The 19106-nt window shown below is 67.6% G+C and carries 16 protein-coding genes and 3 pseudogenes; 12 read left to right on the top strand and 7 right to left on the bottom strand.

Going from position 1 to position 19106, the window contains the following annotated elements; genetic code table 11:
* Nucleotides 1–562: 562 nt before the first annotated feature.
* The 6 genes and pseudogenes from ACZ4SA_RS16245 (at nucleotide 563) to ACZ4SA_RS16220 (ending at nucleotide 9840) form a co-directional block, all read left to right on the top strand.
* Nucleotides 563–1189, top strand: coding sequence for a hypothetical protein (locus ACZ4SA_RS16245; protein ID WP_468274574.1), 627 nt, complete (start codon nucleotides 563–565; stop codon nucleotides 1187–1189).
* An 810-nt stretch (nucleotides 1190–1999) separates the two neighbouring features.
* The gene (locus tag ACZ4SA_RS16240; RefSeq protein ID WP_468274573.1) at nucleotides 2000–2416 is read left to right on the top strand and encodes a hypothetical protein; all 417 of its coding nucleotides are present in this window, start codon (nucleotides 2000–2002) and stop codon (nucleotides 2414–2416) included.
* A 248-nt stretch (nucleotides 2417–2664) separates the two neighbouring features.
* Complete coding sequence (locus ACZ4SA_RS16235) at nucleotides 2665–3060, top strand: hypothetical protein (protein ID WP_468274571.1); 396 nt, start codon at nucleotides 2665–2667, stop codon at nucleotides 3058–3060.
* 399 nt (nucleotides 3061–3459) lie between these two features.
* Nucleotides 3460–4288, top strand: a pseudogene (locus tag ACZ4SA_RS16230) (ABC transporter permease); the annotation flags it as partial.
* 69 nt (nucleotides 4289–4357) lie between these two features.
* Nucleotides 4358–5338 carry a hypothetical protein gene (locus tag ACZ4SA_RS16225; protein ID WP_468274569.1) on the top strand — a complete coding sequence of 327 codons (981 nt, stop codon included), beginning with the start codon at nucleotides 4358–4360 and terminating at the stop codon, nucleotides 5336–5338.
* Nucleotides 5339–5355: 17 nt separating this feature from the next.
* A complete protein-coding gene (locus ACZ4SA_RS16220) occupies nucleotides 5356–9840 on the top strand; it encodes a golvesin C-terminal-like domain-containing protein (protein WP_468274567.1) in 4485 nt (1494 codons plus the stop codon).
* Nucleotides 9841–9913: 73 nt separating this feature from the next.
* On the opposite strand, the gene ACZ4SA_RS16215 is transcribed toward ACZ4SA_RS16220, so the two are convergent.
* Nucleotides 9914–10426 (bottom strand): SMI1/KNR4 family protein, encoded by a 513-nt coding sequence (locus ACZ4SA_RS16215; protein ID WP_468274565.1) that lies wholly within the window; start codon nucleotides 10424–10426, stop codon nucleotides 9914–9916.
* Nucleotides 10427–10682: 256 nt separating this feature from the next.
* Here ACZ4SA_RS16215 and ACZ4SA_RS16210 point away from each other — a divergent pair, with 256 nt between their 5' ends.
* From ACZ4SA_RS16210 to ACZ4SA_RS16195, 4 genes and pseudogenes are all read left to right on the top strand, one after another.
* A complete protein-coding gene (locus ACZ4SA_RS16210; protein ID WP_468274563.1) occupies nucleotides 10683–10826 on the top strand; it encodes a hypothetical protein in 144 nt (47 codons plus the stop codon).
* Nucleotides 10827–10900: 74 nt separating this feature from the next.
* On the top strand, nucleotides 10901–11128 hold the full coding sequence (locus tag ACZ4SA_RS16205; protein ID WP_468274561.1) for a hypothetical protein: 228 nt from the start codon (nucleotides 10901–10903) through the stop codon (nucleotides 11126–11128).
* Nucleotides 11129–11230: 102 nt separating this feature from the next.
* Nucleotides 11231–12085, top strand: a pseudogene (locus ACZ4SA_RS16200) (IS5 family transposase).
* The gene (locus ACZ4SA_RS16195; RefSeq protein ID WP_468274559.1) at nucleotides 12082–12480 is read left to right on the top strand and encodes a hypothetical protein; all 399 of its coding nucleotides are present in this window, start codon (nucleotides 12082–12084) and stop codon (nucleotides 12478–12480) included. Before ACZ4SA_RS16200 ends, ACZ4SA_RS16195 begins: the two are co-directional and overlap by 4 nt.
* A 708-nt stretch (nucleotides 12481–13188) precedes the next feature.
* Here the strand turns inward: ACZ4SA_RS16195 and ACZ4SA_RS16190 are convergent.
* The 3 genes and pseudogenes from ACZ4SA_RS16190 to ACZ4SA_RS16180 form a co-directional block, all read right to left on the bottom strand.
* Nucleotides 13189–13734 (bottom strand): annotated as a pseudogene (locus ACZ4SA_RS16190) (nucleotidyl transferase AbiEii/AbiGii toxin family protein).
* A gap of 5 nt (nucleotides 13735–13739) precedes the next feature.
* Entirely contained in the window at nucleotides 13740–14132 is a 393-nt protein-coding gene (locus ACZ4SA_RS16185; RefSeq protein ID WP_468274556.1) for a hypothetical protein, read from the bottom strand.
* A 253-nt stretch (nucleotides 14133–14385) separates the two neighbouring features.
* A complete protein-coding gene (locus ACZ4SA_RS16180; protein ID WP_468274554.1) occupies nucleotides 14386–14961 on the bottom strand; it encodes a rhodanese-like domain-containing protein in 576 nt (191 codons plus the stop codon).
* Between the two features lie 82 nt (nucleotides 14962–15043).
* On the opposite strand from ACZ4SA_RS16180, the gene ACZ4SA_RS16175 reads away from it, so the two are divergent.
* Entirely contained in the window at nucleotides 15044–15331 is a 288-nt protein-coding gene (locus tag ACZ4SA_RS16175; protein ID WP_468274552.1) for a metal-sensitive transcriptional regulator, read from the top strand.
* 20 nt (nucleotides 15332–15351) lie between these two features.
* Here the strand turns inward: ACZ4SA_RS16175 and ACZ4SA_RS16170 are convergent, their stop codons facing one another.
* The 3 genes from ACZ4SA_RS16170 to ACZ4SA_RS16160 form a co-directional block, all read right to left on the bottom strand.
* Nucleotides 15352–16095 carry a sulfite exporter TauE/SafE family protein gene (locus ACZ4SA_RS16170; protein WP_468274550.1) on the bottom strand — a complete coding sequence of 248 codons (744 nt, stop codon included), beginning with the start codon at nucleotides 16093–16095 and terminating at the stop codon, nucleotides 15352–15354.
* Nucleotides 16092–16457, bottom strand: coding sequence for a rhodanese-like domain-containing protein (locus tag ACZ4SA_RS16165; protein ID WP_468274600.1), 366 nt, complete (start codon nucleotides 16455–16457; stop codon nucleotides 16092–16094). Before ACZ4SA_RS16165 ends, ACZ4SA_RS16170 begins: the two co-directional genes overlap by 4 nt.
* A gap of 67 nt (nucleotides 16458–16524) precedes the next feature.
* Nucleotides 16525–17883, bottom strand: coding sequence for an MBL fold metallo-hydrolase (locus tag ACZ4SA_RS16160; RefSeq protein ID WP_468274548.1), 1359 nt, complete (start codon nucleotides 17881–17883; stop codon nucleotides 16525–16527).
* A gap of 134 nt (nucleotides 17884–18017) precedes the next feature.
* Here ACZ4SA_RS16160 and ACZ4SA_RS16155 point away from each other — a divergent pair, with 134 nt between their 5' ends.
* Nucleotides 18018–18431 carry a DUF302 domain-containing protein gene (locus ACZ4SA_RS16155; RefSeq protein ID WP_468274545.1) on the top strand — a complete coding sequence of 138 codons (414 nt, stop codon included), beginning with the start codon at nucleotides 18018–18020 and terminating at the stop codon, nucleotides 18429–18431.
* Nucleotides 18432–19106 lie beyond the last annotated feature (675 nt).

Below are 19106 nucleotides of genomic sequence, written 5' to 3'. Positions count from 1 at the left end.
TCACGTCAGGGCAGACAGAAGCACCCCCGGCGCGCGCCACGGGATTTACCACGCCCACGGCGCGCGCCGAAGGCGCGCTGCGCTGCTGACCTGCGGCTTTCTTGTGTTTTCCAGATGTGGCCGGTGGTGCTCGACCTGTTTCCCGAAGTTCACCGCGTGGAGCATGTTGTAGATAGCCGCCACGTGGCTCACCTGCGGTTTCGCAGCGGGAGTGTGAGTCCAGAACGCTCTGCTCAACTCCGTCAGAGACGGGTTCGGGAAATGTCTTGACGCTCGTTCGACGCTGTTTCTGACGGAGTGTGAGGTGGTCTTCCTGGATCAGATGGCGCGGGTCAATCGACTTGGCGGGCTCTACCCGTCGAGTAGCACGTTGGGTCTGTTCTTTGGGCTTGGGCTATACAGCGACAGGTCTCGGATGGACGTGTGCTGATTGCGCTGGCCTCGTTACCCTGTGTCGCAGGGAGTGGCGAGGTACGTGGGGGCGGAGATAAGCACGGGGGATGCGGTGCGTCGAACGGCTGCGGTGGAGCGGGGAATTGCGTCCGCCGATGCGCTCTTCTCCATGGAGGGCATCCCAGAAGGAGCCGTCGTACCGGAGCCGGAGGGTGAGGCGGCGACTGAGGCGGCGGTCGAGCGACTCGGCAGCCGGTTCGCGCGACTGGACGGTCAAGTACGGCACGCGCTGAGACGTACCCGAGACCACGCGGGGAATCTGTCGAGCGACCGTCTCCAGGGACTCTCGGAGATCGTGCAGAACGCCGAGGACCTCGGCGCCACCGACGTACGCATTCTGACGAGGGGACGGGAACTCCTCGTCGCCCACAATGGCAGTGCCATACGGTTGCCGGACGTTCTGGCCCTGGCGATGCCCTGGCTGACGAGCAAGGCAGAGCAGGCGGACGCCGCCCATGTCTCCCGGCTGTCCAGGATCCACTACGATCCGGCCACCGAGTGCGTGAGCGCCGCCCGAGGGCTCAACGCGCTGCTGAACGTGCTCCTGGCCACGGTGGAGCTCGGTCAGGAGGTCGTCGTCTGCGACCCGGTGTACGCGGGTTGGTCAACCGGATTCGGCTGGTGGTGGGAGTTCCCCACCACGTTCCGTGCACCCCCACGCCCGGGGGCTGGCAGGTCGATCCGGAAGAGCTCACCGCAGCGGTGGGACCCGACACCGCCGCGGTGCTGGCCATGACACCGGCCATGGCGACCGGCCGCAGTTACTGCGGGACCGGCCGGGGTGACTTGGAACACCGGTCTGCCCAGGTTCGATGGGAAGGTACACGGGCCGGCAAGGACTGCCGCGCTGTTAGGGGCAGGTTCAGGTCAATCCGCTGAGGCCGCCGGCCAGACGTATCCGGACAGTTCGTAGGTCGCATTCCGCGAGAAGCGGCCGTAGCGGTGGTTGTGCAGTCCGGCGGGCACGGAGGTGCTGCCGCTTGCCCGGTTGCCACGTCCATCCTCAACGCTGCCCACTAACTCCAGCGCTGGCCGCGGCGTCTATCGATTGTTTAACGCCTGATGCGAGGGTCTCCACTCGTGACAGGAGTGACCAATCGGCGCCGGGTCCCGGGAACCTGGTACCGCGCGATCAGGCCATTGCTACGGGCCGTACGCGAGTGCACGGGCAGGAAGTTCGTTGCCCTGGCGGCAGACGTGGACATAAGCTCACCCCTCGTCAGGCCAGAATTCGAACACTCAACCGATGCAAAGGGCGTCAACTGTCCCGCCCCTGGCGACTGTCCGGCAGCGGGGCGCATTGCCATGGCGTGGTTGTTCGCACGCCTTCACGTGAATCCGAGGGGAAACCATGCAGTTAAGAACCATTGCCCGATCCCAGACGGCCCGTATAGCCGCCGGAGCTGCAACCGTCGGTCTCCTGGCGGCCGGCTACGCCTCTCCTGCCGCCGGGGAGGAGACTGTCAAGTCCCCTGCCACCGTCAGCGCCGCTTCGATGAAGAGCGATCCGAAGGACTCTGCCGCTTCCGTAACCACCGTCGCGGGGGTGCCCATCTCTCCCACAGCCACCAGCACCACGCGCACGATCGCCGCATCTGACCCTCAGGCAGTCCAGGCCACATCAAACCTGTGCGGATCCGGCTACTACCTCCAGTACGCCGAGCAGCTTCCCGACGAGCGGCGGTGGGGAACCCTGTTCACCTACCAGAAGAACGTGGCACCCTTCAACAGTTGCGCGATCTTCGACAACAACCTCGGCACCACGATGTACATGAAACTCAAGCTGTGTCCGAACGACCTCAGCAAGCCGTGCAGCGTGGATGAGGGCAACTTCAGCCAGTACGCCGGCCCGGTCCGTGTAACCGATGGTCTGTGCGCGAAGGTCACCGCGATCATGAAGAACTCCAAGACCTCCACCACCGCGCTTATCAACCGTCAGTTCCACGTCCCTCCGTGCAACTGACAGGGCACGGACGTCACATGATGAGCCGTACTACTGCGCGCCCGCCCCTCTGGTGCCGCGCATCTTTCGCTGTGAGCACGGCCGTTGTGGCGGTCGGCGTTCTGTGTACTGCTTGCGCGGGGCCACAGGCCGACGCGTCGGCCTCTGCCCCGAAGACGCCGTCCGCGCGGGTCTCTCCGAGCCTGGCAGCCACTGCCCCGACATCGCCCGGCACCAGCCCTGCCCCTGCCCCAAAGTGGACGGACGAGGTGAGCAGGGAGCGGGCCGCCGCCGCGGCGAGCGGGGAGCCGGTCACGCCCTCGCTGAGGCCCAGAGGCAGTGTATCGGGAGGTGAAGACTTCGGACGGACCGTCGCGACCCGGGGGGATGTGAGCGTTTTCTCTCCGGTTAGGGAGGGAGATGCGCTGAAGGTTCCGCTGAAGATAACGAATACCGGCAGCGGGCGGGCCGTCTACCGGGTGGAGGTCCGTGTCACCGGTCCCGGCGGGTTCGACGCGAAGGCTTCCATGGAAACCGGAACCGTTGGCGTCTACCCGGGCGGGTCGTGGCCGACGGAATTGACCTTTACCGACCCCGGCAAGCCGGTGCCCGACCATCCGCGTGTCTCGATCGTGGAGACCACGCGCGAAGTCCTCCGTGGCTGACCCCCACACCCCAAAGACCACCAGGGCCGGAGCACGCACCGTACGCGTACTCCGGCCCTGATCCCTATGAGGAACACGAATGGGAGATGTTTTGATAGGCCAGACAAGACGGGGGCGCTTAGTTGTAGCCTTCGCCACCGCGGCCGTGATGTCCGTGCCGCTTACCTTGCCGGCGCAGGCAGGTGAGCCCGCTCCTCCCAAGGGTGCTGCGAACGGTATGGCCAAGCCCAAGGGTTCGGACAAGGACTATCCCTCGGCGATCCCCGGCAGCAAGCGCAAGGAGATCGCTGGCAGCGCCGATGACCGGGTTCTGACCACGTCCGGGGACGTCACCGGGTTTCATCTGCTGACGGCTGAAGGCGCAGACGGGTATGGCTGGAAGACCGCGGCGACTTTGTCATCCAAGTCGTTGCCGCCTCCTCAGGTGTCCTCGATGCCGCCGGTCCCTCGATTGTCCAGGGCAGGAATTTTGATGTCTGGCACCACAGAACCCGCCAGCGTGTGGCAGTTGTTGGGTCAGGGGTCGCTGCCCAGCTCGGTATCTCAACCGTCGAGACTCAGCCGGCAGTCTTCATCGGCGACGAGGCGTTCACCGTGATCGGTGTGATCGGTGATGTGGAACGCAAGGCAGATCTTCTCCTGTCTGTTGTCGTCCCTCGCTCAACGGAACAGCACATATGGGGTACTCCCAAAGATGGTGCCAAGATGCTGGTGTCGACCCGTCTGGGAGCAGCGACCCAGGTGGCCCAGGAGTCCCCGATGGCGCTCGACCCTGCTCATCCCCAGTACTTCAAGGCCATCCCCCCCGCCGGATCCGAGGAGCCTGCGGGTCAAGGTCACGGGGGACCTCGACCAGCTCTTTCTCCTCCTTGCGGCGATCTGCCTCTTCATCGGAGCCGTCGGTATCGCCAATACCACACTCGTGGCAGTGCTGGAACGCACGAGTGAGATCGGGCTGCGGCGTGCGCTGGGAGCACGCGGCCGACACATCACCACTCAGTTCCTCACGGAATCCGCGACCTTGGGGGCCCTGGGTGGCCTCGTTGGTACCTCCCTTGGCACGCTGACTGTTGTCGGAGTCGCGATCGCCCGGGACTGGACGCCCGTCATCCATTCCATGACGGTGACAACCGCGCCCGCCATCGGCCTGGCGACTGGTCTGCTGGCCGGCCTGTATCCGGCTTGGAGAGCTTCCCGCATCACGCCGGTAGAGGCGCTGCGCCGCTGAGCGCAAGGAGCGCGGCTGGCATGCGCCACGCACGCGGACCACCTCGCGTCACGTAGAGAAGGAAAACTCATGCACGTCCTCAGGCGAACGACCGTCGCCACCACTGTCATGCTCGCGGCAATCTCGCTCGGTGCCTGCTCCTCGTCCGGATCGGCCTCCGACTCGGCGAAGGACAAGGCTCCCATCGACCGAACCAACTGGCCTGCTGAGGTGCCTACTTCCGGACTGGTCAAGGGCCTGGAGCTGCCGCTCGAGGCTTACCTGCCCTCCTACGCGGATCAGGTCGCCGTCGACACCGCGCTGCGCACCCTGCAGATGCGGTGCATGTCCGAGTACGGGCTGACCGTCGATCTGCCGCGTCCCGGCGCGAACCCGCCGCCCCACAGCAACGCCGTCTCGATCGAGCGGCGTTACGGCCTCAGCGACCGCGCACAGGCACAGAAGTACGGGTACGGGCTGCCGAAGGAGCTGACCCGGAGCCTCGAATCCGTCGAGGAGGGGCTTTCAGGCATCGAGGTGGAGGTCCTGACCGGGCGGAAGAAGCCCGAGTTCGCCCCGCCCAAGGGCGCCAAGGTCAGCGACGGCCATTTCGGCAGGGTCCCGGAGCCCGCGCGCGCAGAGCACAACGGAAAGAAGCTGCACGAGGGCGGCTGCGCCGGCTGGTCGAAGCGGCGGCTCAAGGTGAACGAGGAGGATGCGGGCTTTGTCTCCGGGCTCGCCTCGACAAGCCTCTCCGAGTCCCGGCCGCTGAAGCCGGTCGAGAAGGCTCTCAAGAGCTGGTCGGCCTGCATGAAGGACAAGGGCCGCAAGGCTGCCGATCCGTACCGGGCGATGGAGCAGGGCTACGCCGACGGCGACGGCACCACCAAGAACGCGATCGAGCTCGCGCTGGACGACATCGACTGCAAGGAGCAGACCCGTCTGATCGAGGTCTGGTTCACGGAGGAGTCGGCCGTCCAGAAGCGGCTGATCGAGGAGAACAAGGACCAGCTTGCCGCCATCAAGAAGCGCATGGGCGAGGTCCTTGAGACCGCGAAGGCCACCAAGTAACCAGAGAAGGAAAACAGTTGAGACAGATACGTATCCGTCTGCGCGTGCCGGTCACCCTTGCGGTGACCACCGCGCTGGCGATACCGCTGAGCCTGCCCGCGCAGGCCGAGGCACCAAGGCCGCCCAAGGGTGCGGCGCAGGGGTGGAGCGACACCACCCAGCAGCAGAAGAAGCTCTCCCTGAAGCCCTCCGCGATCCCCGCGAAGGACCGCGCCGGCCTGCTCGGCAAGGGCTACGAGAAGTCCGCGGACACCGCGGTCACCGCGACCGGTGACGGCACCGGCTTCCACCTCCTTGCGGGCAAGGAGAAGGACGGCTACCAACTCCGCACGGTGGCAAGTCTGTTCGAGGACGGTTTCGCCTCGGACACCTGGATCGGCAACCACTGCGTCACCGAGTCCGGCAAGTACGCGGCCGTCTCGTACGCGCCGCGGATGTTCACCAACAAGCCCGAGCTGATGGTGCGCGGTGCCTTCACCGCGGTGGTGGACCTGACCTCGGGCGAGGTCACCAAGCTGCCGTTCCAGTCGTCGCTCGCCTACTTCTCGCCCGGCTGCGGCCAGGGCGATCAGGCGGTGTTCACCCAGCTCACCCATGACGGTGACGACAAGCAGCAGACCCGTCTGATCACCGTCGACGCGGCCACCGGCAAGGAGTCGAAGCCGGTCACGCTCGCCGGGCAGATCACCTCGGCGATCCCCACCGACGCGGGCATCGTCGCCGCCCACGGCAACAAGCTGGTACGGATCAACGGCACGGCCGAGAAGACCCTGGCGTCCACCACCACGGTGCCGTTCCAGATCACCGCCGACGGCGACGGCGGTATCACCTTCATCGACCGCGAGTTGGACAAGAAGGCGTCCGACAAGCCGGCCGCCTGGGCCAAGCACCTGGACCGTACGAAGGTGAGGCAGGGCAAGAAGACCGAGCCCGTCACCGTCGCCTCCGGCGGGCTGCACGCCTGGGACCTGACCCGCTCGGCACGCGGCGAGGTGTTCGTCACCGGTGACGCCACGTCCAAGGCCCTGCCCAAGCGGGTGCACAACCCCGGCAAGCTCCCCAAGGGCGCGGCTATCTCCAGCCACGCCCAGGCGGCCCTGACCACCACCTGGTCCGATGGGAAGACCACCCTGGTCAACCCGGAGGACGCCGCCAAGCCGCGCCCCGCCCGTACGGCCCTGCGCATGCTGGTCTCGGGCAAGTCCGTAACCCTCGACCTGCGCCCCGGTGCGCACCGCGTGGGCGACGAGGCACAGGGGCACGCCCTGTCCCCCGCTCTACCCACCGGCGGCCCGGTCGACTCCGGCCCGGACATGGGCAAGAAGAGCACAGACGGCCTGTCCACGCAGACCGTCCGTACCCAGGCCCTCACCGCGCAGGCTGACAACCCGAGCGAGGGCACCGGGGAACGCTACTGCGCGGTGGCCCGCAATGACGCGAAGAAGCAGGCGTTCCAGCCCACTCCGCGCCAGGTCGAATGGGCCGTGGACCAGGCCGTCGTCGGCGAGCTGAACTTCTACCGGTCGCCGGACTGGAAGAGCACCGGCACCGGCGGCTACCAGCCCCAGGGCCTGTTCCCGCCGACCGTGCTCGCCGGTGACCCCAACGGCGCCCTCGACAACGAGGACCCGGACGTCACCGACAAGTGGCACATTCCCGCGCAGGTGATGCTCGGCATCACCGCGCAGGAGTCCAACATGTGGCAGGCCACCCGCTTCGCCGTGCCCGGTGTCACCGCCAACTCCCTGATCGGCAACTACTACGGTGTCGACTACGCCGCCTCGGGCGAGCAGCTCGACCCCTGGCGGATCAACTGGGCAGACGCCGACTGCGGTTACGGCATCACCCAGGCCACCGACGGTATGCGGCTGGCGGGCAAGACCAAGCCGGGCGAGACCGCTCTGTCGACGCTCGCGCAGGAAGCCGTCGCCCTCGACTACACGGCGAACATCGCCGCCGGTGTGCGGATCCTGTCCGAGAAGTGGAACCAGACCTACAACGCCGGGATGAAGATCAACGGCGGCCACCCCAAGTGGATCGAGAACTGGTTCTTCGCCCTGTGGGCGTACAACTCCGGCTTCTACAGCACCGCGGACTCCCAGGGCCACTGGGGCGTCGGCTGGACCAACAACCCGGCCAACCCGCTGTGGAAGGCCAACCGCGTCCCCTTCCTGCAGAACGCCACCAACCCCGCCGGGGACGACTACAGCCACGCCGCGCACCCGCAGGACTGGCCGTACCAGGAGAAGGTGATCGGCTGGGCGGCCCGCCCGATCTCGGCGATGTTCGCGCCCGGCGACTTCCAGGCCGGCTACCGCGCCGCGTGGTGGACCACCAACGCGGACCGATCCAACGCCAAGCCGCCGGTTGACCTGTTCTGCAACGGGTCGAACTACTGCGACCCGTCCAAGATCGGCGAACACGACTCCAACGACCAGGGCATGGGCGCCTGCACCGCCGACTCGGGCGACAGCGACACCAACCCGCACTGGCTGCACTGCTGGTGGCACGAGGAGATCACCAAGGACCAGTGGAAGGACTGTGAACGCCTCGCCGAGTGCGGAAACGGCGTGCACCGCTTCACCACGTCCTACGGCGAGCAGCCGGACGCCGGCTCATACCCGCCGAACTGCTCCATCGGGTCCCTGCCCGCCCACACCTTGGTGGTCGACGACCTGCCCGACGGCACCATCCCCGCGGGAGTCGACACCAGCCGCGGCTGCGGAGCGGTGAAGTCGAACGGCACGTTCAGCCTCAGCTACGTGCCGTGGGACACCCAGATGGATCTCACCCACGACGGTACGGCCAACCCGACCACTGTCACCACATATCCGGGGAAGATCGACACGCACCAGATCGGCGCGGGCTACGGCAACCACTTCTGGTTCACGCACACCCGCTCGCCGGAGTCCTACCCGGCCAACGCGAACCGTATGAAGGTCACCGGCACCTGGAAGCTGAACGCTCCGCTGACCAACACGACCCGCCAGGCGAAGATCTTCGCGCACATCCCCGACCACGGGGCGCAGACCACCAACGCCGTCTACCGGATCCAGACCCCGGAGGGGGAGGAGGAGGCGGCCATCTCGCAGACGGCGAACCAGGCCAACAAGTGGGTGGACCTGGGTGCCTATGAATTCGGTGACCAGATCCCCGAGGTGCGGCTCGACAACTTCAACGGCGGCAGCGGGTCGGCGGACATCGCCTTCGACGCGGTGGCGTTCGTGCCGGGCACGTACAACGGCCTGAAGCTGACCGGCAATATGACGGTCGACCCGACCGCTCCGGAGCCGGCGCCGGTCGAGCCGAACGAGGACATCACCGACGGCCTCTTCTCCGCGGCCGGCAGCTCCTCGGCAAACACCGCCACGGCGGCGCCGATGGCGATGGCCGCCACGAGCACCGCGTCATGCTCGACGGTCAACCACTCCCTCAGCCGCAAGCGCACCACCGCCTGTATCCACAGCGACTACGGGATGACGGAGTACTCGAACACCGTCCCGGTCGGAAGCGCGGCTTTCGACCTCTACATCACGTACTACCTCGACCCGAAGAGTGCCGAGTTCTCGCAGGTCACCACGATCCGGCTGAAGTCGATGGACGGTACGGTGAACACCGCCACCTTCGACTACGCGGCCAAGTGCCGGGGTTACTGCGACGTCACCAGCGTCGACTGGAACGGGTCGAAGACCTTCGCCAAGGGCGACACGCTCCTGCGGACCGTCACTACGCGGTTCAAGTGGACGCCCAGCGGCACCACCAAGAACACGATCACCCCGTACTTGTCTCTCGGCGGTAAGGTCAACAGCACCTCGGTCGTGAATCCGTCCGAATTCGAGAGCGCCAAGCTGACCATCCGTTGCGACTCCGAGGTCTCCAGCGCGGGTACCGGCTGTGTGTTCTCCGGCTACAAGCCGACGTATGTCATGAACTCCAAGAAGTTCCCCGGGGCCGCGGCTCACATCGACATGATGTGGCGCAAGACCAACATCAAGTGGGGTCAGCGCAGCAGCGGCAAGCCGCTCACCTACCTCGGCAACAAGATGTCCGTCGACGGCTCGGGCAAGATCCAGTCGGACCGCAACCGCCAGCTCATCTGCAGCAGGCAGTGGAAGACCTATAGCGGCACCGGCCTGTTCAGCGACATGTGGACCCTGGAGGCAGGGGAACCGCGCACCGACCAGAGGAGCTGTGACGAGTTCGTCTTCGCCAACGCGGTCCAGAGCGCCGGAAACTCCGCGGGCCCCAACCCCGTCGCCTACAGCGGCAAGGAGTGCGTGCAGACGTACGTCAGGCGCAACGCGGACGACACCATGACGCTCCATCTGCGCCCGGGCGCCCCGGCACCGACGTGGAAGGAGCCGTGTGGCCGGTCCTCGATGTCGAACTGGCAGAACACCCAGTCGATGCGGCCGTTCGGCGACTTCATCAAGGAACAGCGTCTGATGGAGGACGACGACTACTGGCTCGACCTGGACGGGTTCACGGCGCCCACGCCGTAAGCACGTCATGAGAAGCGCCCCCCGGTCATTCCCGGGGGCGCTTTTCGTCGCTCGAAGGGCTGTGCGGCCTGCGTCACATCCAGTGGAGCCGTCCGTCGACGACTGAGCAGACCGGGTGGCTTCCGTCGCCGACCCTCGTCAGCAGCTGCGCGACGGAGTCGAAGTAGTCGGCCAGCGACGCGTACTCGCCCATGACCGGGATCTCCCCCACGAACCATCTGCCGATACGGCCGTCCCGCACGTCGATGAACTTGCCCGCCCAGCCGTCCTGGTCCGACAGGAACGGAACCCACTCCCTGTGCCAGTCGTCCGATCCCGCCATCGGGTGGTTCGCGTACAGCTTCTCCATGGCGCGGATGCCGAGGAAGAAGCTCCCCTCGTCCGGGAAGCCGTCGAAGCCGCAGCAGGCCACGTCGTCGTCGGCGTCCTCCTCGGGAAGATCCAGACTGTTCCGCAGGAGCCATGCACGCATTTCCTGAGGCAATGAGACACCCATGCGCTCCTCGGCGGCCGCGAGTATCCGCTCCGGGGCCGGGCCGGGCAGGTCCGCGTGATCGGCCGGAGCATGCTCCCGGAGGAGATTCATTACGCGGGACCAGCTCTCCACCACACTCATTCCCCGCTGCCCCTCTCTGCACGGATTCGCTATGCCATCCAACGGGCTCACCTACTGTAGCCGGATAGCGGGTCTTCGAATTTAGTGGGGGTGTGGCGGTGACGGCCTGATGTTCGGTCACCGAGCGTGACGGGCCTGGGGTGTGGGTGGCCTGGACGCAAGGAGCCCGCGGGTCTTCGTGATCATGGTTGTTGTCTAGGCAACCGATCATGAAGAACCCACGGGCTTGAGCATCGACGATACCGGGACCAACGAGGCTGCGACGCGACTGCTTGGGCTGGAGGGGGTGAGTGTGACGCAGGTCAAGGACGACAAGGCGGGCGGATCGACGGTGTACGTCGTGACGAACGAGGAGTCCGCGAGGGCCTGACCCTCGTGCGGGGTTTTCTCCACCAGGCTCAAGGACTACCGCACCACCGCCCCCAGACACCTGTCTTGCGCCCGGTGAGTATCCGCTGGCGCAAGGCGCGCTGGCACTGCACCCAACTCGACTGCGACCGCCGCTCGTTCACCGAGTCCATAGGCCAGGTACCCGCGCGGATGCGTACGACCGGGGCGCTTCGGCGGGCGGCCGGGGCCGCAGTGTGTGGCGGCGGACGATCGGTGGTGCAGGCTGGCCGGGATCTGGGCCTGTCCTGGCCCAACGTGCAGCACTGCTTCGAGGACTACTGAGTGGGCGTTAAGTCCGATCTTCCTCGGTTCGTGGTCGCTCGATCGTGGTACTGATCGCGGTCCGGACCGCCTCGTGAGCATGTCCATGTTGAGATGCGGGGCGTGAAGAGAGAGCCATACCTCAGCGACTTATCGGACGAGCAGTGGGCGTTGATCGAGCCGATGATCACGGCCTGGAAGCAGGACAGGGTGGCGCGGTCGGCGACTGGCAATCCCGGGTCCTGAGACCTGCGGGAAGTCGTGAACGCGATCTTCTACCAGAACCGGACGGGCTGCCAGTGGCGCCTGCTGCCGCACGATCTGCCGGCCTGGTCGGCGGTGTTCTACTACTTCCGCCTGTGGCGTGAGGACGGGCTGGACCAGCGGATCCAGGAACTCCTGCGCTGCCAGCTGCGGGAGAAGGCCCGCCGGTTAGAGGACCCGTCCCTCGTGATCATCGACACCCAGTCCGTCCGCGCGGCCGCCGGTGTCCCCAAGACCACGACGGGGCTGTACGCGAACAAGAAGGTGTCGGGGCGCAAGCGGGGGCTGGCCGTGGACGTTCTGGGGCTGATCATCGGTGTTGTCGTGCTGGCCGCCTCCGCCCACGACAACGCCGCCGGCACCGCCCTGCTCGACCAGGCCGCCGAGCGGTGCGGGATGCGTCTGGAGAAGGCCCTGGTGGACCAGGGCTTCAAGGGCGAGGTCATCATCCACGGCGCCCTACTGGACATCGACGTCGAGGTCGTCTGCCGCAACCCTGCTGACCAGGGCAAAGGCTTCGTCCCTCAGCCCAAGCGGTGGGTGGTCGAGCAGACGAACGGCACGCTGATGCTGCACCGGCGTCTGACCCGTGAGTACGACCACCGGCCCGACACCTCCGCCTCACGCGTCTACTGGGCCTCCATCGCGAACATGACCTGCCGTCTCACCACACCGAGTCCCGCCTGGAGCGACCCCCTCGGACTGGCCGCGTGAACGTCGCCGAACTCCTCGCCGGCCTCCATGCCCACCACGACGAGGCCACCGCCCGAGCCGGGGAACTACGCGGCCAGATCGAGCACCTCACCGCCGCCCTGGCCGAGACCGAAGCGCGACTTACGGATCTGACCACCACCCGGAAGGTCATCGCGGAACTCGCGCCGACCCGAGACGAGCCGGATCCGACCGAGACGAACACCGCCTACCAGGCCATTGTGAACGCCTTCAACCAGCACCCCGACCAGGCATTCAGGGCTCGCGAGCTGCACGAGCTCCTCGGCATGCCCACCCATGAGGCGTCCGTCAACATCACCCGCAGCCGCCTCGGACGCCTCACCCGCCAAGGCTTCCTCACCCAACCCGAACGCGGCCGCTACCAGAAACGGACTTAACGTCCACTGAGTGGGGCGGACTCTCGGCCTTGACGCTCGTTTGACGCTCTGGGCGCCTGCACGAAGGTCGATAAGCTGAGAACCCCGCTCTGACCTGGGCTTTTGCTTGATCCCTTCAAGCCGACATCTTTCCGATGACCCACCACGTGGTGTGTGTCGCCATCCTCGAACCGGCCGCAAAGGGCTCCTGACCTGCGGTTTTATGCGTGCGCATTATGTGTGATGTGGGCGTTACGGGCGATATCTTGACGCTCATTTGACGCTCGTTCGAGGTGGTGGTGGCCGGCCGCAGACCATGTGGTCGTTAGTCGCGAACGAGAACGTACGTATCCGGACTGCCGGATCGCGCCGCTGTAGTCCGACCTCCCGTACCGGTCATGGTTGCCCGTGGCCGGAAGGTGCGCCGGTTGCATGTCGCGGCCGTTTGCGGAGTGGATGAGCGTGGTGGTGTCACCACGCGACAGGCAACTACATTGAGGAACAATTGTTGGCGAAAGTTGCGCCAGGGCGGGCGTGGCGGTGACGCCGCGAGGAGCTACCGGACCATGAAGGCGCCCGACACGTTGCCGGCGTGGTCGCTTGCCGTATCGCCCGTGATCGCGGCCAGTGTGCCCAGTGCCATGGAGATCTTTCCACGGCACCGCACTTGCCGTCGCCCCGCGCTCGATTCCCCGACGGCTCCCGCTTCCTGTGGTCGGCCGGACGCGATCAGTCGATATCCGGATCATCGGACTCTTCGAGGAGTCGGGTCGCGAGGTCGTCGGCCCATTCCACGGCCCAGTTACGAAGAGCGGTGATGGTGGCCTGGCCCAGGCCGTAGGCGGCGAAGGCTTCGTCATCGGTCCACTCGGCTCCGCCGAGGTTGCCCGCAGGTCTTCGCGCTCGAAGCGGCCGCGGGCGTGGCGACGGCCGAATTCCTCGAGATCGGCGGTGTTCCAACGGCGGGAGGCTGCGAACACGTCGATCAGGTCACGGGGCGCTCCGCGGTCGGCGAGGGCGCGGACCTTGGTCCCGATCACGTCCTCCTCCGCGAGGACGGGCCCGTACGGGCTCTGGGCGACCGGCCGCCAGAAGATCTCCTTGAGGATGTCGACCTCGCAGTCCTGCCGGGTTCTCGGTGGCGACATCGAGGTCCTGGCTGGGGCGGTTCACGAGGCGGTGCGCCCGCACGGCATAGCCGCCGGTGAGGACCAGGGGGTACGGGGAGCCGAGGGCGATCACATCCGCCAGGAGCCGTGTGTGCAGCTCCGGCATGTCCGTCACGCGGCTGCCTGGGTGCGGGAGGCGAGCTGAGCGAAGGCGTCCTCCCACACGGTGCGCACGGTGCGGCCGACGAGGGTGCGCAGCACCGGCCACAGCTGGAGGAGCAGGTCCTGGTTGAGGTAGCGGGGCAGGTCCTCGCGCAGCCCCTCGTGCAGGACGGTGCGGTACAGGCCCATACGCTGGCGTGGCTTGCCCAGGTCGTACGAGGTCATCCCGGACCAGGCCATGTGCAGCGGCAGCTCGACGACCCCCTGGGTCGGGCCGTGCAACTCGTCCAGCGACTCCGGCAGACGGCACCGGAACTTCTCCCGGTACAGCGTGAGGTCCTCTGCGTCCGCGCCCGAGAGGTTCTTCGACGCGGGTGCGGGGTGGGGCGGGCTGGAGGGCATGCCCCCATTATGGCGGCCGGAGAGGTGGTGCGGGTCATGATGCGGGTCGGCGTCCGGAGCGAGCGAGGGCATCCTTCTGTGTCTCACCGCCGCAGTGCAGTCCCTCATCTTCGGAGTCGGCGCGGGTGTAAAGGTCTGCCGAATCGGCGACTCCCGCACCCAATCCGCCTGGCACGACGGCTACTCGTCCGCCGCCACCCCGACCGCGACTGACACGCACCTGCTGGGAGGGCCGCCCCCGTCCATCCGTGTGTCAGCGGTTGCGGAGTTGGGCCTGGGCGTTGTCGAGGTCGGCGGCGCGGGGGCGGTTGTGGGGGAGTCTGGCGAGCGTGGCGGCCATGCTGCAGGTGTTGGTGAGGGCGGAGAAGACCAGTCCGGCGGCGATGCCGGCGGACAGGATCTGGAAGGCGGGGTGGACGAGCAGGCCGAGCAGGAGGCCGAGGAGGACGATGGTGCCGGCGGTGAAGCGGACCTGTCGCTCCATGCCCCAGGTGGCACGGGTGGTGCTCTGGGGGCGGTGGAGGTCGTGGCCGTCGGCCGCCCAGGCTCCGGTGCCGCCGGAGAGGGTGGCGGTGTCGACGCCGTTCTCGGCGAGGATGCGGCAGGCGTTCTCGGACCGGGCGCCGGACGCGCACACCACCAGGACGTCACCGCGGTCGGCCGCGTGACGGATGGCGGGCAGCGCCCGCTTGATCTGGTCGAGGGGGATGTTCAGCGCGCCGGGTAGGTGCCCGCCGGCGTATTCGCCGGGCGTGCGGACGTCGATGACGGTCAGTTCGTGCAGTCGGGTGCGGGCTTCGCCGGTGCTGAGGGCGGTGGGCGTGGTCATGGCAGGTGTCATCCTTCTCTTTCGGAGGTGCCCCCCACGCGGGGAGTATATTACCCCTGGGGGTATTTCATGAGGAGTGGTAATGGAGCTTGATCTGGCGGGAGCTGAGCTGAAGGCCGTCCTGAACCGGCTTCGCCGGGCTCAGGGGCAGATCTCCGGGGTGATCCGGATGATCGAGGAGGGCCGGGACTGCGAGGAGGTCGTCACACAGCTGGCGGCTGCGTCGCGGGCTCTCGACCGGGCCGGGTTCGCGATCATCGCCACTGGACTGCAGCAGTGCCTGACCGAGGTGGAGGGCGGCCGTCGTTCAGGTGAGGACCGGGAGGAGATGCGACGCCGGCTGGAGAAGCTGTTCCTCTCGCTGGCCTGAACCCGCAGCGGCCTGCGTGCTCAGACGATCACGTCGACGAGCATGAAGGCCGCCACCCCGAGCAGAACGAACGCGAAGATCCTCTGCAGGGCCTGCCCGGTGATCTTCGCAGCGAGGCGCTTTCCGTCCCAGGCGCCGAGGATCGCCGCACCGGTGAACGGGGCGACCACCTCCCATCGCAGGTCCCCGCCGGTTCCCGTCCGTGCGGTGAGCGCGGCCAGGGAGTTGACGGTGATGACCAGCAGGCTGGTGCCCACGGCCTGCTTCATGCGCAGGCCGAGGACGCTCACCAGGGCGGGGACGGCGAGGAATCCCCCGCCGACGCCGAGGAGTCCCGTCACGGCCCCGAGCCCGGCACCCGCTCCCGCCGCCTTGGCGGGACGTATCCGCTCCGGCGGCTCGAAGTGTGAGGGGTTCAGCATCCGCAGGGCGGCCGGCGCGGCGATGACCGCGAAAGCCGCGGTGAGTGCCGCTGCCGGGAGGAGCCCGGCGGCGGATCCGGTGAGGAACGCCGGTACGACGCCCGCTGCCGCGAAGAGTGCCCCGGTCTTCCATGCCACGCTGCCGTCTCGCGCGTGGGCGTAGAGGGCGGTGGCAGAGGTCGCGGTGACGATGATCAGGCTGGCGGTGGTCGCCGCCGCCGGGGAGAACCCCAGCAGGTAGATCAGCGCGGGAACCGCCAGGACACTGCCTCCGCCGCCGAGCGCGCCCAGGGCCAACCCGATGGCGGCCCCGGCGGCCAGGGCGAGGATCAGGACACTCACGTTGTCGAGCCGGTGTTCCCGCGTTCGTCGACGACCGGGAATCCGGCGGCGGCCCACGCGTTCATGCCGCCCTTGACGTCCACCGCCTCCGCGCCCCGTTCGGCGAGGAGTTTCGCCGCCTGCTGCGAGCGGTGCCCGCTGCGGCAGATCACCACGAGCGGGCGGCCCTGGGCCCCTGCGGGCAGCGCGGCGCCCTCGACCAGCCCGGTCAGCGGGGCGTGCACCGCGTGGGGAGCGTGTCCGGCCTTCCACTCGGGCTTCTCCCGCACGTCCAGCAGCACGGCCTCGGGCCGGTCACCGCCGGTGCGGGCGCGCGCCTCGGCCACGGACAGGCGTTGTTCGCTCCTACGGAAGAGGAACATCGTCGACGTCACCTTTCTCGTTTCTCTTTCGGTTTGTCACAGGCCCGGCGGCCGGGCGTTCCTGGGTTCAGCCGGTGACGACGGTCAGTCCGGCCTCGGCTGCGGCGTCGAAGCCGTCGTCCACGGCGACGACTCGTCGTCCGGCTGCGTCCAGCAAGGAGGCGGCGATGCCGGCGCGCATGCCGCCGGCGCAGTGCACCCAGACCGTGCCGTCGGGCACCTCGCCGATGCGGCGGTGGACCTGGTGGATGGGGATGTGGACCGATCCCGCTATCCATCCGTCGGCGCGTTCGGAGTCGCGGCGTACGTCCAGCACGACCATGCCGTTCTCGTCCCGCTCCGCCAGTTCCGCGAAGGTGGCGCGCGGGAAGGACGCGGCGCTCTCGCCGTCGCGGAGCCAGGTCGCGGGACCGCCGGTCGCGGCGGCTGCCGGCCGGTCGATGCCGACGCGCACCAGCTCCCGCTGAGCGGCCGACAGCTGCCCGGCCGACTCGGCGAGCAGAGTGACAGGCTTGCCCCAGGGGATCATCCAGGCCAGGTACGTGGCGAGCTTGCCGTCGGCCTCGAAGTTGAACGAACCGGCAACGTGTCCCTCGGCGAACGCGATCCGGTTGCGCAGGTCCACCACCCACTCACCGGCTGCGAGCCGTGTGGCGATCTCGTCCGGATCGGCGATCGCGGGCGGGGTCAGGTCGACGGGGTCGGGGCCTGTGGCGTTGGCGGGGCCCATGTGCGCGTAGTAGGCGGGCACGTCCTCCAGACCCGCGAGCAGGTCGGCGACGAACGTGTTGACGTCGGCGGTGAGGGCCGTGTTGGCGGCCTTCTCCTTCCCGATCGTCGTGGTGTCGCCGTCGGCCTGCGCGGACGAGCAGAAGCTGCCGAAGCCATGCGTGGGCAGGACCGCCGTGTCGTCGGGCAGGGCGTCGGCGAGGCGATGAGCCGAGGCGTACTGGGCGCGTGCCAACTGCTCGGTCAGACGAGGCTCGACGAGGTCCGGACGGCCGACCGTGCCGATGAGCAGGGAGCCGCCGGTGAACGCGGCGACCGGGCGCCCCGCCTCACTGAGCACGTACGCGGTGTGATGCGGAGTGTGACCCGGCGTCGCCACGGCCGCCAGGGCCAGTTCCGTGTCGACGTCGACGGTGTCGCCGTCGGCCACGGCGGTCCGGGCGAACGAGACCCGTGCCCCGGCCGGGACCAGATAGGCGGCCCCGGTGATCCGTGCCAGCTCCAAGCCGCCAGTGACGTAGTCGTTGTGGATGTGCGTCTCGACGACGTGGGTGATCCGCACGCCTCGTCGTGCGGCTGCCGCGAGCACCTGGTCGATGTCGCGAGGCGGATCGACCGCCACCGCCGCCTGCTCGCCACCGGCGAGGTAGCTGTGGTTACCCAGACCCTCGAGCTCGATGGTGTCAACGAAGAACACGGGCGATACTCCCTTCCAAAATTACCCCCAGGGGTATTTCATTCACCCTAACATCCTTACCCCCCGGGGTATATTCCGAAGGGTGGCAGCCGTCACACGCGCACCGCGCGCCGGAGGCACCGGCCGTACGGGAAATGAGGTGGGAGACCGTGTCCTGCGACCGCACCGTGAACCTGGAGGGCCCGTTCGAGGAGGTCCAGCAGGCCGTCCGGCAGGCCCTGGCCGAGCAGGGCTTCGGCGTCCTGACCGAGATCGACGTCCAGGCAACCCTCAAGGCCAAGCTCGGCCACGACATGGAGCCGTACCTGATCCTCGGCGCCTGCAACCCGCCCCTGGCCCGACGGGCACTGGAGGCCGACCGCTCGATCGGGCTTCTGCTGCCCTGCAACGTCGTTGTCCGGGCCGACGGCCACCAGGTCGTCGTGCAGGCCATCGACCCCGGCACCATGGTGGCCCTCACCGGGCTCGAAGCCATGGCACCCGTCGCCGAAGAAGCCACCCGTCGCCTCGACGCGGCTCTCGCGTCCCTCGAGGAAGCCCACGCTTGACCACCGCCTCCGCCGGCGAGAGGTTCACCCCGGCCGACGTCGCCCGGGCGATGGCCGGGTAGGGGGAGCTGAAAAGGCAGGCCCTGGGAAAGGGCTTCAACGGGCCCTGGACTTCCGGTCGTGTGCCTGAGCGGTGTGTGAGCGGACGGGCAGGTGCGCCCCGATGCCCGCCGGGTCGGTAACGTCCGGCACGGGCTCCGGGCCCGCCCGGCGCAACCGGACGCGTACCACCGGCTCCTGCGCCGACCCGTCGAGGTTCCCGCCGACACTCCCCACCGTCGGCCGCGACCAAGCCTGGCCAATTTGTCCACACTCGCCCATTGTGTGGCGCGAGGGTATAGAAGCAGTTTTTGTGAACCGTCCATTCCTCGGCGGCCCTTCTGTCACGCACAGATCACGCCAAATATTGGAGCACGATCGGGCGGAAAGCACGCGCTTCCATGCGGCGGCCGGCCCTTGGGAGCTCAAAGATCGAGGGTAGGTGCGGCAGTCGGCGGCTTTCGTTCGATTTCGGCCGCTGCGCCCTGGCGATGAAGGAAATGCCGCAGGAGAGTGTATTCCCCTTTGGAAGCTGGAATTTGGAAGTGAGGTGGAGGACTGCGCCATCAGTGCCGGGCTGCACGGTTGACCATTCAACGTGCGTACTGCCAAGCCCCAAGCACCGCCCCCCATGAC

The organism is Streptomyces sp. NPDC027962 (assembly GCF_055566095.1).
The sequence above is the reverse complement of the archived record's forward strand: the minus strand, read 5'-3'. Positions and strand labels throughout refer to the sequence as shown.